Here is a 14,948-nt window from a genome sequence, read left to right as displayed (position 1 = left end):
CCGCGCGCGCCGCGATCGAGCAGGCGTTCTATCAGGCCGTGTACCGGATGGTCTCGTTCCCCGACGTCCCGATCGGTGTCGGTGCGGTGTGGGAGATCCACCAGCAGGTGATGAGCGGCATCACGCTCGACCAGGTGAGCACCGCGACGCTGGTGGCGCGGGACGGCGATCGGTTCACCGTGCGGGTGAACATCGTGCAGACGCCCCAGGACTCGGCGTGGGAACTGCCCAACGAGGCCGGACACCTGAACATCGATTCGTTCACGATGGCCGGGGACGGAATCCTCACGATCGACCCGGCACAACCGCTTCCGGTGGACGGCGAACTGACACTCGCCGGCGACCAGGCCTACAGCGATCCCGAGGGCACCACCAAGCTCGCACAGTCCCTGCAGGATCGGGTGCACTGGCAGGCTCGTCAACCCTGACGGGCGCCCCGGCGCGTACACGGCGAGGGCCGGAGCGGTTGTCCGCTCCGGCCCTCGCCGTGTTCGAAAAGAGCAGGTACCCGGAAGATCAGGCGCAGGCAGGCGACTGCAGCGACGCCATGGCGACGATGCCGCACGCGCTGTTCTTCGACAGCTTCCACACGCCGTCCTCGGCAACGAAGTCGACGGTGCCGGTGGCGACCTGGTCGCCGATCGTGGTCTCGATACCGGCGGTGGCCGTGCCGTTCTCGTTGTCGTTGACGTCGAGGACGGTGACCTGGGCACCGGCCTGCTTGGCGGCGGCTGCCACCTGATCGATCAGGGTCGGGTCGGCAGCGGCGCCCTCGACCAGGTTGACCTTCTGGTCGGCCGGAACGGTCTCGTCGAACGCCTGCGCCAGCATGGCGTTCAGGTCCTCCACCGTCGGAACCGGCGGGTACGCGGCGGCCTCGGTCGTGGTGGTGGTCGCAGCCGTGGTGGTCTTCGCGGTCGTGGTCGTGCTGTCACCTTCGTCCGAGCTGCAGGCGGACATCGTGAGGGCGGCGGCCAGTGCCACCGTGGCGACGGTGATCTTGCGAAGCTTCAACTTCTCGTCCTTCTCGTTCTCGATCGTGCACGGGATCGTGCTCGGGTCATCCAGCAGCGGATGCTCCACCGGGACAGCGGATCGGGGGCCAGCGTACCCGGCGGCGATAAGAACTCCATGAGAGCCGGGACTTCTTCAGGCGAGGCTGGCGAGGGGGTCGGCGACGACGAGCGCCGGATCGTCCTCGGGGAGGGTCCGGGCCGGTCCGGGACCCGTGGTGCGGGTCTCGAATCGCACCGTCACCCGTCCGTGTCCGGCGCCCTGAACCCAGCCGTGCCCGTATTCGTGGTGGCTCACATCGGTGCCCGGACGCCACCGCGACCGCGGTTCCTCGGCGCGCTGCTGCAGTACCGGTCGTGGCCCGGACTCGGCCTCGTCGTCCTCGACCGATCGGTCCAGCTCCGGAAACAGCGAGTCCTGCCGGATCGCCGACAGTCCCGCGAAGCCGACGCCGACCAGCCGGATGGGCCCGATCTCCAGGGGGTCGAGCGCGAGGCGTTGCGCCGCGCCGGTCAGCGTCGGCAGGTCCTCGGTGGCGTACGGCAGCGTCGAGGACCGCGTGAGAATACTCATATCGGCCTTGCGCAGTTTGAGCACCACCGTGCGCGCGGCACGCCCGTCCTTCCGTAACCGGTTGTGCGCGGCGACCGCGCTCCCGGCGACCGCCTGTCGCAGGTCGCTCATGGTCACGATGTCGGTCGCGAAAGTGGTTTCGGCACTGACCTGTTTCGCTTCGGCGCGTTCGGCGACCGGGCGATCGTCGATGCCGTTGGCCAGCCGATGCAGCCCGGGACCGACGGTCGTGCCGAGGATGGACGCGGCCTCGGCCACCGGCAGGGCCGCGAAGTCGCCGATGGTGTCGATGCCGAGCCGCCGCAGCTTGTCCTCGGCGACCGGCCCGATCCCCCACAGCTTGCGGACGGGCAGGCCGTGCAGGAGGGCACGTTCCTCGTCGGGTCGCACGACGAGCATGCCGTCGGGTTTCGCGAGACCGGAGCCGATCTTGGCGATCTGTTTGCCCGAGCCGGCCCCGATGGAGGCCACCAGGCCGGTTCGTTCGAGCACCGTCGCGCGCAACTGCGCGCAGAAGCGTTCGACCTCGGCGACACTCGCGCCGGCGAGTTCGGGTGGCTCGGCGAATGCCTCGTCCATCGACAGCGTCTCGAGGACCGGTACGTGGGAGCGCAGCGTCTCGAAGACCGCCTCGCTGAGGTTCCGGTACACGATGCCGCGCGGGGGCAGGACCACCGCGGACGGCCCGACGAGCCGGCGGGCACGGCTCATCGGCATCGCCGACCGCGCCCCGAACACGCGGGCCTCGTAGCTGGCGCCGGCGACGACACCGCGCGCGCCGAGCCCACCGACGAGCACCGGCCGACCACGAAGGGTCGGCCGGGTCAGCTGTTCGGCGGACGCGAAGAACGCGTCGAGGTCCAGGTGGAGAACCCAGCGCCGGTTCACGGTGACGGGCACCGGTTCAGGGTAGTTCGCGGCACCGACCGTCCTCGTGCGCGGTTCCGGTAGCGGGTGCTACCGAAACCGTGCACGAGGCGGGGGTCATGCCTTGGAGATGGCCGCGCGCACGCCCTCACCGAGGTCGACGCCCGCGTCGCCCGCGGCCCCCAGTTCGAAGGTCGTCGCGAGGACCTCGCCTGCGATGAGGTCCTTGTGCCGGGCCGCCCACTCGGCGCGGTCGGCCGGCACCTCGAACGTCACCGTGATGCGGTCGGACACCTCGAGTCCGAGGTTGCGGCGCGCGTCCTGCAGTTCGCGGATGCGGTCCTTCGCCCAGCCCTCGGCTTCGAGTTCCTCGGTGACCGTCGAATCCAGCACGACCAGGCCGCTGCCGCCGGGCAGCGCGGAGGTCGACTCGGGTTCGGCGGCGACGAGCCGGCTCGTGTACTCCTCGGGGAGCAGCGCGATTCCGGCGGCGGTCACGGTGCCGTCGGCGGCCTCGGTCCAGTCGCCGGACTTCACCGCCTTGATGACCTTCTGCACGTCCTTGCCGAGACGCGGACCGGCGGCCCGCGCGTTGACGACGACCTCGAAGCGGCCGTGCGCCTCGACATCGTCGGTGAGCTCGACGTGCTTGACGTTGACCTCGTCGCCGATCAGCTCGACGAACGGTTCGAGGCTCGCCGAACCCGGGGTCGCGACGGTGACCTTCGGCAGCGGCAGCCGCACCCGCAGGTGCTGGGCCTTGCGCAGCGACAGGACGGTCGAGCACACCGCCCGCACCTCGTCCATCGCCGCGACGAGTTCGGGGTCGGCGGGGATGTCGCCGGCCTCGGGCCAGTCCGCGAGATGCACCGAGCGGCCACCGGTCAGGCCACGCCAGATCACCTCCGACGCCATCGGCAGCAGCGGCGCCGCAAGGCGGGTGACGACCTCGAGGACGGTGTGCAGGGTGTCGATCGCGTCGGTGTCCTCGTCCCAGAACCGGTTCCGGGAACGACGCACGTACCAGTTGGTCAGGGCGTCGCAGAACGTGCGTAGTTCGTCGCACGCACCGGCGATGTCGATCACCTCGAGTGCCTCGGTGATCACGTCGCGGGTCTGGGCCAGCTTGGCGAGGATGTACCGGTCGAGCACGTGCGGCGAATCGGTGCGCCACGTGCCCGGCTTCGACGCGTACAGCTGCAGGAAGCTCCACGCGTTCCACAGCGGGAGCAGCGCCTGCCGCACACCTTCGCGGATGCCCTGCTCGGTGACGACGAGGTTGCCGCCGCGCAGGATCGGGGAGGACATGAGGAACCAGCGCATCGCGTCGGAGCCGTCGCGCGCGAACACCTCGTTGACGTCCGGGTAGTTGCCCTTGGACTTGCTCATCTTCAGGCCGTCGTCACCGAGGACGATGCCGTGCGCGGCGACGCACTTGAAGGCGGGCCGGTCGAACAACGCGGTCGCGAGCACGTGCAGCGTGTAGAACCAGCCGCGGGTCTGCCCGTTGTACTCGACGATGAAATCGCCCGGGTAGTGCGTCTCGAACCAGTCCTGGTTCTCGAACGGGTAGTGCACCTGCGCGAACGGCATGGACCCGGACTCGAACCAGCAGTCGAGCACCTCGGGCACGCGGCGCATCGTCGAACGGCCTGTCGGGTCGTCCGGGTTGGGTCGCGTGAGCTGGTCGATCATCGGCCGGTGCAGATCGTCCGGGCGCACCCCGAAGTCCGCCTCGAGCTCGTCGAGCGAGCCGTACACGTCGACGCGCGGGTAGGCGGGATCGTCCGACACCCACACCGGGATGGGGCTGCCCCAGTAGCGGTTGCGGCTGATGTTCCAGTCGCGTGCACCTTCGAGCCACTTGCCGAACTGACCGTCACGGATGTGCTCGGGCACCCACGTGATCTCCTGGTTCAGCTCGACCATCCGGTCGCGGAACCGGGTGACGGCGACGAACCACGACGGCACTGCCATGTAGATCAGCGGCTGGCCGGAACGCCACGAGTGCGGGTAGGAGTGCTCGATGGTCTCGTGCCGCAGCAGCTTGCCGGCCGCCTTGAGGTCCTTGATGATCACCGGGTTCGCGTCGAAGACCTGCAGGCCCTCGTAGGGCGGCACCATCGCGGTGAACTTTCCGCCCGGATCCAGCGGCTGCACCAGTTCGATGCCGTTGCGCTGGCAGTACTCCATGTCCTCCTCACCGAAGGCGGGAGCCATGTGCACGATGCCGGTGCCGGACTCGGTGGTGACGTAGTCGGCGGCGATCACCTGGTGCGCGTTGTCGCGGCCGGTGAAGAAGTCGAACGGCGGCTCGTAGGCGAGGCCGACCAGGTCGGCGCCGGTGTACTCGGCGAGCACCTCCGGCTCGTCGCCCAGCTCGCGGGCGTAGTGGCCCACGCGGTCCTTCGCCAGCAGGTAGGTCTTCGATTCGGACTCGCCGGCCACCCGCACCGCGACGTAGGTGATCTCCGGGTGCACCGCGATCGCGAGGTTCGACGGCAGCGTCCACGGCGTGGTGGTCCAGATCAGGGCGTTGGCGCCGTCGAGTTCGGTGCCGGGGGCGCGCAGCACCATGTCGACGGTGACGGCCGGGTCCTGACGCATCTTGTAGGCGTCGTCGAGCCGGGTCTCCTGGTTGGACAGCGGCGTCTGCTCGTACCACGAGTACGGCAGCACCCGGAAGCCCTGGTAGATCAGGCCCTTGTCGTACAGGGACTTGAAGGCCCACATGACGGACTCCATGAAGTCCAGGTCCAGGGTCTTGTAGTCGTTGTCGAAGTCGACCCAGCGGGCCTGCCGGGTGACGTAGTCGCGCCACTCCCCCGTGTACCGCAGCACCGACTGCTTGCAGTACGCGTTGAACTCGGCCAGGCCCATCGTGTCGATCTCGGATTTGTCCTTGATTCCGAGCTGCTTCTCGGCCTCGAGCTCGGCGGGCAGGCCGTGGCAGTCCCAGCCGAAGCGGCGGTCGACCTTCTTACCGCGCATGGTCTGGAAGCGCGGCACCAGGTCCTTGACGTAGCCGGTGAGCAGGTGCCCGTAGTGCGGCAGGCCGTTCGCGAACGGCGGGCCGTCGTAGAAGACGAACTCCTCGGCGCCCTCGCGCTGCGCGAGCGACGCCCGGAACGTGTCGTCCTCGGCCCAGCGGGCGAGAACGCGCTGCTCGAGGTCGGGGAAATCGACGCCCGCATCCTTGGCAACGCCGTAGTCGACGCGCGGGTATCCGCCTGCCGGGGTCGGTGCGTCTGCGCTGGGTGCAGCGTTGCCGGTCGCTGCGGGATTCTCGGTCACTGCGGGGGCTCCTCCGTGCCTGGACGTGCTCGGCACGGGGACGATCACCGCGCACTGTGCGCCGCGACCGCGGTACCACCCCGCTTGCACCGCCCGGTCGGGACCGGACGGGCCACTCGTGCAGGCTGTGACGGGCCCACCCGTTCGGTTCTACTGGGTCGCCCCGCCGATGGCGGGTCGACCGTTCTTCCGAAGGCTCCCCGGTGATGGCCGGATCGTCGCCGCCCCGGACGTGCCGGGGTTCATCCACCCCGGTGGAACCGGGACTCATCCACCCCGGTGGAACCGGGACTCATCCATTGTAGGACGTGCCGTCAGTCGGTTCGATCACGGCCGCTGTCGCGCCGCCGCGACCGTCGATCGGCGGGCGTGGCGGGGGCGGTTCGCGAGCTGGTCAGCAGACTGACCAGCAGCAGGACCGCTCCCACCACGCACACCACGATGCAGGCCCAGGCCCAGGCAACCGACCCGGTCATCAGCGCGACGACCAGCAGGCCGAATCCGATGGCTGCGAGAACGAGAGTCACCACGAGCACGTCGAACCCTCATCCGACGTTCGGCACCGGGCCCGGTGCTCGATCAGTTGCCGCCCTTGGCGAACGAGGTGGAACCGAACGACGAGGAGTTCGACCCGTTGAACGTGTCCTCGTCACCGTCGACCGGCACCGCCGAACCACGCTGCTCGAGTTCCTCGAGCTGCGACTCCAGGTACGACTTCAGGCGCACGCGGTACTCGCGCTCGAACGTCTTGAGCCGCTCGATGCGACCCTCGAGCACCGAACGCTGCTGGTTGATGGTCGCCATGATCTCGGTGTGCTTCTTCTCCGCGTCCGCCTGCAACGCGTCGGCCTTCTCCTTGGCCTGACGCAGCTGGGTCTCGGAGCGGGTCCGCGCGTCGGCCAGCATCGCCTCGGACTTCTGGCGCGCGTCGGCGATCATCGCCTCGCTGCGGGTCCGCGCATCCGACACCAGCTGCTCGGAGTTGGTTCGGGCGTTGCGGACGAGTTCCTCGGCCTCGGCCTTGGCGTCGCTGGTGAGCCGGTCCGCCATCTCCTGTGCGAGACCGATCACCTTGGCGGCCTGCATGCTGGAGTCGCCGCCGGCCGGGGCGGCGGCCACGGGAGCCGGGGCGGGAGCGGGCGCCGGAACCGGGGCCGGTTCCGGCTTCGGAGGCTCCACGACTCGCGCGGGTTCCGGTTTCGCGGCTGCGGACGGCACCTGCCCACCCGAGCGCGCGCTCTTCTTCGCCTCGGCGAGTTCCTGGTCGAGCTCAGCCACCCGCTGGCGCAGGTCGGCGTTCTCCTCGATGAGGGTCGTCAGCTCCTGCTCGACGAGGTCGAGGAAAGCGTCGACCTCGTCCTCGTTGTAGCCACGCTTCCCGATCGGAGGCTTGCTGAACGCGACATTGTGCACATCAGCTGGTGTCAGCGGCATGGAAGGGTCCCTTCACGCGTCGTGTAAGCGGTCAATCAGCGTTCAGCGATATCCACATTCGTGTCGAAATCGACAATCAGGTCGATATGCGCAGTCGTGTGTATATCCGCAGTTCCGTCGGTTTCGACGACCCTGCCGAAAGCACAGTGTTGTCGATACCTGCAATGCGTCACGCGTATCGACCCCACTGTATATGGCATTCCATTCTGGCACAGAGCAGCGTCGGCGCAGCCTGTGCGACGCGGGTGTCGGCCATCAGGCCATGCCTCCGCGCGGGATGAACGCCATCAAGAAATAGACGATGAACAGCAAGACCATGATGGACAGATCGAGCCGCACGCCCCCCAGGGAAAGCGGGGGAATCAGCCGTCGGAGCAGCTTCACGGGCGGATCCGTGACCGTGAAGATCGCTTCCAGTACGACGACGACGAAACCGGTCGGTTTCCAGTCCCGGGCGAAGGTTCGGATGAACTCGACGATGATTCGCCCGATCAACAGGAGCCAGAAAATGAAGAGCAGGAACCAGAGCACCTCGAATACGGCCACCCGCCCACTCTGCCCGACGAAGACGGATCCATCAAAACCGAAACGCCCGGGGCACGGTGATCTGCACCGTGCCCCGGGCGTTTCGCTGGCTCGGGACCGCCTCGCCGACGGTCACTGCTGGCTGTAGAAGCCCGTCTCGGCGATGCGCCGGCGTTCCTCGGCGGAGACGTCGATGTCGGCAGGCGACAGCAGGAACACCTTCGTGGCGACCTTGTCGAACGAGCCGCGCAGCGCGAACGCCAGCCCGGCCGCGAAGTCGACGAGTCGCTTCGCATCGGCGTTGCTCATCTCGACGAGGTCCATGATGACCGGGGTGCCGTCACGGAACCGCTCCCCGATGGTGCGGGCCTCGCTGTAGTCGCGCGGGCGCAGAGTGGTGATCTTCGACAACGGGCCTCCCTCGTCGAACAGGGCACCGCGGCGCGCCTCGGTGCGTTCGAGCCGCGGCTCCCCCGCCAGCGAGGATCGGCCGGGAGCGCGATTCGGTGCAGCGGCAGCGCGCGGTACACGCGCGGAGATCGGCTCGACCCGCGCCGGGCGAGCCGGCGCCTCGTACCGATCGAAATCGTCCTGAGGGAAATCGTGGACGGGCTCGTCCCGACGCGACTGCGGGTACTCGTCCCGGTGCGAGGGACCGTATCCACCGGAATACGACGGATCGTTGTACTCACGTTCACGGTCGCGTTCACGGCGGACGCTCGCCGGATCATCGAGGTAGTCGTCCTCGTAGTCCTCGAGCGGCACCATCCCGAAGTACGCCTTGAACTTGTGGAGTGTGCTCATCGATCGCCCTTCCCTCGCGCGGCGGTTGAAGATCAGGCTAACGGTCGTCGGCCCAACACCGCGGTTCCGACACGCACGCATGTCGAACCCCACCGAATCGCTTGCTCGAGGTCACCGGACATTCCGGCCGACAACTCGGTCGCCTCCGGGTGGTCGAGGAGGACCTGCGCGTGCAGTCGCGCGAGTTGCTCGAACGCCGCGTCGGCGTCCCAGCCGAGCGGCGGCACTCCCATCAACCCCGCCAGTTCGAGACCGTCCGCGTCGGCCACCGCGGCGGCCAGGGCTTCGAGATCGGCCGCGACCACCCCGCCGCGCTGCGGGTCGCCGTCCAGGCTGACCTGCAGCAACACCCGGATCGGGGTGGTGCGATCACCGGACTCCTGCGCGGCGCGCGCTCCGGCCGCGACGGCGGCGGCGAGCCGGATGCTGTCGACGGAATGGATCGTGTGCGCCCACCGGGCCACCGCGCGCGCCTTGTTGCGTTGCAGGCGACCGATCATGTGCCAGGCGACGCCGGGGTCGGTGACCGATTCGCGGAACCGGGCGATCTTCGGCGTGGCCTCCTGTTCCCGGGATTCGCCGAAGGATCGGCATCCCAGTTCGTGCAGCAGGATCGCATCGGAGGCCGGAAAGTACTTGGTCACCGGCAGCAGGGCCACGTCACCGGGCGCGCGGCCGGCTGCCCGGGCCGCCTCGTCCAGACGGGCACGCACCGCGGCGAGGGCCTCGGCGAGCTCGGCGCGGCGAGCGTCCGTGGCTCCTTTTTCGCTCATTCGGGGCGCTCCGACGGCTGTTCCTCGAGCCAGATCACCGACGCGAGCCGGCCCGTGGGGGCGGAGCGCCGGTGACTGAACAGCATCGTGTCCTCGATCGTGCACCGCGGGTCCTCGGCCACCCCAGCGACGCCGAGCGACAGCAGCTGGCGGCGCAGGCCGGCGCGCAGGTCCAGGCCCGGGGTGCCCTTCACGGTGCGGGTGGCGCTGCCGGGCAGGTGCGCTTCGACGTCGTCGCGCATCGCCGCGGGAACCTCGTAGTGACGGCCGCTCGCGGCCGGTCCGAGGAACGCGCCGATCCGTTCGGGCCGCGCCCCGAGATCGACCATCGCTTCGACGACCTTGGGCACGATCCCGATGCGGGCCCCGATCCGGCCGGCGTGGGCGGCGGCGACGACGCCGGCCTCCTCGTCGGACAGCAGCACCGACACGCAGTCGGCGCTGAGGGTGACCAGGGCGAGACCGACCTCGCGGGTGACCAGCGCGTCGGTGGCGGGCACCGGGCCGTCGACCGGACCGTCCACCACGGTGACGTTGCGGCTGTGGATCTGTTCCATCCACACGAACCGCTCGAACGGCAGCCCGATCACCGACGCGAGACGGCGGCGATTCGCGGCGACGGCGGCCGGGTCGTCACCGACGTGGTCGCCCAGGTTGAACGAGTCGTACGGAGGTGCGGACACGCCGCCGGCACGCGTGGTGACGACCCTGCGTGCGCGGAGCGTCCTCTGCGACACCGTCACCGTCGCATGAAGATCGGCACGTCGACGTCGTCGTCGCCGTCCTCGTCGTCGACGGGCACGGGACGCGGCTGGACGCTGCCGGGCGCGCCGACGGCTCCGGCGCCGGCGGTGGGTGCCGGCTCACGGACAGCCTCCTCGGCACGCTCGCTGCGGCCGAGTTCCCCCGCGCGAGCCGGGCTGATCGTGCCGGTACGGGCGGCCGGCTGGGCGGGTGCCTCGACCGGGCGCCGGGCCGGGGTTCCACCGTCGAATCCGGCCGCGATGACGGTGACCCGGACCTCGTCGCCGAGGGAGTCGTCGATCACCGTGCCGAAGATGATGTTGGCGTCGATGTGCGCGGCTTCCTGCACGAGCGAGGCCGCCTCGTTGATCTCGAACAGACCGAGGTCGGAGCCACCCGCGATGGACAGCAGCACGCCGCGGGCACCTTCCATGGACGCTTCGAGCAGCGGCGAGTTGATGGCCGCCTCGGCAGCCTTGATGGCCCGGCCCTCCCCCCGCGCCGAACCGATGCCCATGAGGGCGCTCCCTGCGCCCGACATGACGCCCTTCACGTCCGCGAAGTCGACGTTGATCAGACCCGGGGTGGTGATGAGGTCGGTGATGCCCTGAACACCGTTGAGCAGCACCTCGTCCGCGGACCGGAACGCATCCATGAGGCTGACGGCGGCGTCGCCGAGCTGGAGCAGCCGGTCGTTCGGGATCACGATGAGCGTGTCGCACGATTCGCGCAGCGTCTGGATGCCGGTGTCGGCCTGGCTGCCGCGGCGCTTGCCCTCGAACGAGAACGGCCGGGTCACGACACCGACGGTCAGCGCGCCGAGCTTGCGCGCGATGCTGGCGACGACCGGGGCACCACCGGTACCGGTGCCGCCGCCCTCACCGGCGGTGACGAAGACCATGTCGGCGCCCTTGAGCACCTCCTCGATCTCGTCCTTGTGGTCCTCGGCAGCCTTGCGGCCGACTTCGGGATCGGCGCCGGCGCCGAGACCGCGGGTCAGTTCCCGTCCCACGTCCAGCTTGACGTCGGCGTCGGACATCAGGAGAGCCTGCGCGTCGGTATTGACGGCGATGAACTCGACTCCCTTGAGTCCCTGCTCGATCATGCGGTTGACCGCATTCACGCCGCCACCGCCGATACCGACGACCTTGATTACGGCGAGGTAGTTGTGCGGGGGCGTCATGGGCTCTCGCCTTCCTGGTTTCGGGTCACGCTTCGATCGATCGATGTCTCGTACATGTTGGGCTACCGGGCAAACCCTCAACCACAGGTTGAAGGTTATGTCAAGTAACCGGACTGAGGCGAAACGCTATGGCACTACGACCGCCATATGCCAGCAGACGCGCCGACGACTCGCCACGAATTTCCGCGCATCACGTCACCGCACCGTCGGCAGGTCCGGAGCGGCCACGTCGTAGGTCTGGCCCGGCTGGGTGAGCAGGTGGGTCACGACCGCCGCCTTCCGGTCCGAACGGTCGGTTCCACCCCACACCACGATCCGGCTGTCCAGCAGGGTCAGCGAGATGTCCGTCGGGGACGCCGCGGCCACCTCTGTCACCTGGAACCGCACTTCGGGAGGCAACACGCCGAGGACCTCGAGCGCCGCCACCGTCGCCGGATCACCGGTCCCGGGGGTCGCGGTGACCAGTCGCGGTATCTGCATCGGCGGCGGCTCCACCGCGAAGTCGACACCTTCGGCGTCGACCGAATGTGTCCCGTCGGGCGCCTCGAAGAACACCTCGGCGACCCGTTCGGTCACGGTGACCCGCACGGTCGACGGGTAGACCCGCTGAACCCGCACCTCCGCGGCACGCGGCAACTCCGCCACGCGCTGCGCCGCAGCGGCCGTGTCGACCCGCAGCAGCGGGGTTCCCTCCGCGACGGCGAGCTGCGCGAGCACGTCCTCCCGCGGAATCGTCTCGGCACCGACGACCTCGACCGTGCGCACCGACAGCAGGGGCGACAGCCACGCGACCGCGATGATTGCCAGCACGCCGATCACCACGCCGACACCGATGAGCACCGTGCGCAGCCGGACCGACCGGCCGGAGGGCCGCCGCGCAGCCGCGCGGGTGGTGCGTCGCCGGGCGGACCGGGTCGGTGTCTCGGTCACGGGCGGCCCGACCCCGATCCGTCGACCGGACCCGACCGGAACCGGCCCGGCTTGCTGCGAAGCGCGTCGAGGATCTGCCGTCCGAGCATCGTCACGTCACCGGCACCCATCGTGATGACGATGTCGCCGGGGCGGCTCAACTGCGCCACCTGACGCGGCACCAGAGACAGATCCGGCTGGTAGTGCACCGGCTTGGACACCGCCTGTGCGACCAGGGCGCCGCTCACTCCGGGGATCGGTTCTTCGCGCGCACCGTAGACGTCGAGGACGACGACCTCGTCCGCGAGATCGAGCGCCGATCCGAACTGCTCCGCGAACGTCTCGGTCCGCGAATACAGGTGCGGCTGGAACACGACGATCACGCGGGGGCGTTCGGTGCCCGATTCTGCGTACCGCAACGGTTCGCCCGCAACGAGTTCCGCGGCGGCGGCGAGCACGGCCCGCACCTCGGTCGGATGGTGGGCGTAGTCGTCGAACACCCGCACACCGTGTTCACGCCCGCTGTACTGGAAACGCCGGTGCACACCACCGAATCCGGCCAGACCTTCGATGGCCTCGTCGACCGGGGCGCCGGCCTCGAGCGCCGCGACCAGGGCCGCCAGCGCGTTGAGGGCCATGTGGCGTCCGGGTACCGACAGCCGAACCGTCCGCGGGGCGTCCTCGCCGGCGAGGTGGAATTCGGCGACACCGCCGACGTCCTTCGCCTCCCACGCGACCAGCCGGACCGCGACCGGGACACCGTCGGCGAGGTCGCCGGTGCCGATCGTGTCGGCCGAGCCGTACCCGGCGACGCGCAGTCCCGGGATGTCACGCTCGACGACGCGGCGGGCCAGTGCGGCCGAACCCGGATCGTCCAGGCACACCACGAGCAGCCCGCCGGGCGCGATACGGGCGACGAAGTCGTCGAACACCTGCGTGTACGCCTCGGCGGTGCCGAAGAAGTCGAGGTGATCCGCCTCGACGTTCGTCACGATCACCACGTTCGGCTCGTACTGCAGCAGCGATCCGTCGCTCTCGTCGGCCTCGGCGACGAAGACGTCGCCGCTGCCCTGATGGGCGTTGGTACCGGACTCGTTCAACTCGCCGCCGACCGCGAACGACGGATCGAACCCGCAGTGCTGCAACGTGACCACCAGCATCGACGTCGTCGACGTCTTGCCGTGGGTGCCGGAGACCAGGAACGTGTGGTGTCCGCGCATCAGCGAGGCGAGCACGGCCGGGCGCAGCAGCACGGGGATGCCCCGCTCGTGCGCGGCGACCAGCTCCGGATTGTCCTTCGGGATGGCGGCGTGCGTGGTCACCACCGCGGTCGGTCCACCCTCGAGCAGGTCCAGGGCGCTCGCGTCGTGCCCGATGCGGACGGTAGCCCCCCGCGCGCGGAGGGCCAGCACTCCGCGGCTCTCCTTCGCGTCCGATCCCGACACCTGGCCCCCGCGAGCCAGCAGGATGCGCGCGATGCCGGACATTCCGGCTCCGCCGATCCCCACCATGTGCACCCGCTCCAGTTCGGCGGGTAGCTGCTCGCTCATCGATCACTCCTGTTCGTGCCCGCACCGGCCACGTCGAGCACGATCCGGGCGACTTCGTCTGCCGCGCTGCGGTGTCCCGCTCCGGCGGCGCGGCGCCCCATCTCGGTGAGCCGCTGCACGTCGGCGAGAAGCGGGATCACCGAGTCCACCACGAACGCCGGCGTCAGGTCGGCGTCCGAGACGATCATCCCACCCCCGGCCGCGGCGACCGGACGGGCGTTGAGTTCCTGCTCGCCGTTGCCGTGCGGAAGCGGCACGTACACCGCCGGCAGCCCCACCGCCGACACCTCGGCGACGGTCATGGCACCGGATCGGCAGATCACCGCGTCCGCTGCGGAGTACGCCAGATCCATGCGTTCGAGGTACGGCACCGCCACGTAGGGGAATCGGTCGTGATCGGGGTGTTCGGGCACGTCGAGGGTGTTCTTCGGGCCGTGCGCGTGCAGCACCGAGATCCCGGCTCCTGCGAGCTCGGCCGCGGCCCCGGAGACCGCGGCGTTGAGCGACTGTGCGCCCTGCGAACCGCCGAACACGAGCAGGACCGGTCCCTCGGCGGGGAGCCCGAAGTGCCGGCGGGCCTCGGCGCGCAACGCCGCCCGATCCAGGCCGGTGATCGACGCGCGGACCGGGATCCCGACGATCTCGGCGTCACCGCGACGGACGATGCCCGAGCCCGGGACCGCCGCGAGCACCCGGGACGCCCGCAGCGCACCGATCTTGTTGGCGATGCCGGCGCGGGCGTTCGCCTCGTGCACGACGACCGGGATGCGGCGACGACCCCGACCGGCAGCGAGATACGCCGGCAGCGCCACGTACCCGCCGAAGCCGACGATGACGTCGGCGTCGACCCGGTCGAGGACCTCGCGGGTGCGGCGCACCGACGCGATCACCCGGGCGGGCAGCTTCAGCAGGTCCATCGTGGGCTTGCGGGGCAACGGGACCGGCGGGATCAGTTCGAGGGGGTAGCCGCGCTGCGGGACCAGTTTCGTCTCGAGGCCGCGTTCGGTCCCCAGGGCCGTCACGGTCGCATCGGGTACCAGCGCCCGGATCGCGTCGGCCACCGCCAGGGCGGGTTCGATGTGCCCGGCGGTGCCACCACCGGCCACCACCACGGACAGGGCGGACTGCTCCCCACTCACCTACGATTTCCTCGCTCTCCGGTTCTTCGGTCTCTGCCGTCGCCGTTCGACCTGCGAGCGGCGTTCGATTGACGACCGCCGTTCGCCGTGCGGCCGTTCGCTGTGCGTCCCTTGGCTGTGCGTCCCTTGGCTGTACGGT

Annotated in this window: 13 protein-coding genes and 1 pseudogene; 1 reads left to right on the top strand and 13 read right to left on the bottom strand. The window is 69.7% G+C overall.

What is annotated here, in order from left to right; genetic code table 11:
- A pseudogene (locus ACN675_RS23290) lies at positions 1-428 on the top strand (hypothetical protein); the annotation flags it as partial.
- Between the two features lie 88 nt (positions 429-516).
- Here the strand turns inward: ACN675_RS23290 and ACN675_RS23285 are convergent.
- From ACN675_RS23285 to murG, 13 genes are all read right to left on the bottom strand, one after another.
- Positions 517-1,083, bottom strand: coding sequence for a hypothetical protein (locus ACN675_RS23285; RefSeq protein ID WP_420753091.1), 567 nt, complete (start codon positions 1,081-1,083; stop codon positions 517-519).
- 66 nt (positions 1,084-1,149) lie between these two features.
- Positions 1,150-2,487 (bottom strand): DNA polymerase IV, encoded by a 1,338-nt coding sequence (locus tag ACN675_RS23280; RefSeq protein ID WP_420753090.1) that lies wholly within the window; start codon positions 2,485-2,487, stop codon positions 1,150-1,152.
- A gap of 84 nt (positions 2,488-2,571) precedes the next feature.
- Positions 2,572-5,748 (bottom strand): isoleucine--tRNA ligase, encoded by a 3,177-nt coding sequence (gene ileS / locus ACN675_RS23275; RefSeq protein ID WP_420753089.1) that lies wholly within the window; start codon positions 5,746-5,748, stop codon positions 2,572-2,574.
- 314 nt (positions 5,749-6,062) lie between these two features.
- Positions 6,063-6,284, bottom strand: coding sequence for a hypothetical protein (locus tag ACN675_RS23270; protein WP_420753088.1), 222 nt, complete (start codon positions 6,282-6,284; stop codon positions 6,063-6,065).
- A gap of 43 nt (positions 6,285-6,327) precedes the next feature.
- A complete protein-coding gene (locus ACN675_RS23265) occupies positions 6,328-7,182 on the bottom strand; it encodes a DivIVA domain-containing protein (RefSeq protein WP_420753087.1) in 855 nt (284 codons plus the stop codon).
- A gap of 255 nt (positions 7,183-7,437) precedes the next feature.
- Complete coding sequence (locus ACN675_RS23260) at positions 7,438-7,728, bottom strand: YggT family protein (RefSeq protein WP_072813817.1); 291 nt, start codon at positions 7,726-7,728, stop codon at positions 7,438-7,440.
- A gap of 111 nt (positions 7,729-7,839) precedes the next feature.
- Complete coding sequence (locus ACN675_RS23255) at positions 7,840-8,511, bottom strand: cell division protein SepF (protein WP_420753086.1); 672 nt, start codon at positions 8,509-8,511, stop codon at positions 7,840-7,842.
- A 32-nt stretch (positions 8,512-8,543) separates the two neighbouring features.
- Positions 8,544-9,284, bottom strand: a complete 741-nt coding sequence (locus ACN675_RS23250) for a YggS family pyridoxal phosphate-dependent enzyme (protein WP_420753085.1) — start codon at positions 9,282-9,284, stop codon at positions 8,544-8,546.
- Positions 9,281-10,027: a peptidoglycan editing factor PgeF gene (pgeF, locus tag ACN675_RS23245; protein WP_420753084.1), complete on the bottom strand. Its 747-nt coding sequence runs from the start codon at positions 10,025-10,027 to the stop codon at positions 9,281-9,283. Before pgeF ends, ACN675_RS23250 begins: the two co-directional genes overlap by 4 nt.
- Positions 10,024-11,211 (bottom strand): cell division protein FtsZ, encoded by a 1,188-nt coding sequence (gene ftsZ / locus ACN675_RS23240; RefSeq protein WP_197254136.1) that lies wholly within the window; start codon positions 11,209-11,211, stop codon positions 10,024-10,026. Before ftsZ ends, pgeF begins: the two co-directional genes overlap by 4 nt.
- 195 nt (positions 11,212-11,406) lie before the next feature.
- The gene (locus tag ACN675_RS23235) at positions 11,407-12,060 is read right to left on the bottom strand and encodes a cell division protein FtsQ/DivIB (RefSeq protein ID WP_420753092.1); all 654 of its coding nucleotides are present in this window, start codon (positions 12,058-12,060) and stop codon (positions 11,407-11,409) included.
- A 77-nt stretch (positions 12,061-12,137) separates the two neighbouring features.
- Entirely contained in the window at positions 12,138-13,670 is a 1,533-nt protein-coding gene (gene murC, locus ACN675_RS23230; RefSeq protein ID WP_420753083.1) for a UDP-N-acetylmuramate--L-alanine ligase, read from the bottom strand.
- Complete coding sequence (gene murG / locus ACN675_RS23225; RefSeq protein WP_420753082.1) at positions 13,667-14,809, bottom strand: undecaprenyldiphospho-muramoylpentapeptide beta-N-acetylglucosaminyltransferase; 1,143 nt, start codon at positions 14,807-14,809, stop codon at positions 13,667-13,669. Before murG ends, murC begins: the two co-directional genes overlap by 4 nt.
- Between the last annotated feature and the right edge of the window lie 139 nt (positions 14,810-14,948).

This window comes from Rhodococcus sp. O3 (genome assembly GCF_048897285.1).
Classification (GTDB): domain Bacteria; phylum Actinomycetota; class Actinomycetes; order Mycobacteriales; family Mycobacteriaceae; genus Rhodococcus.
This window is presented reverse-complemented; position numbering and strand designations above follow the sequence as displayed.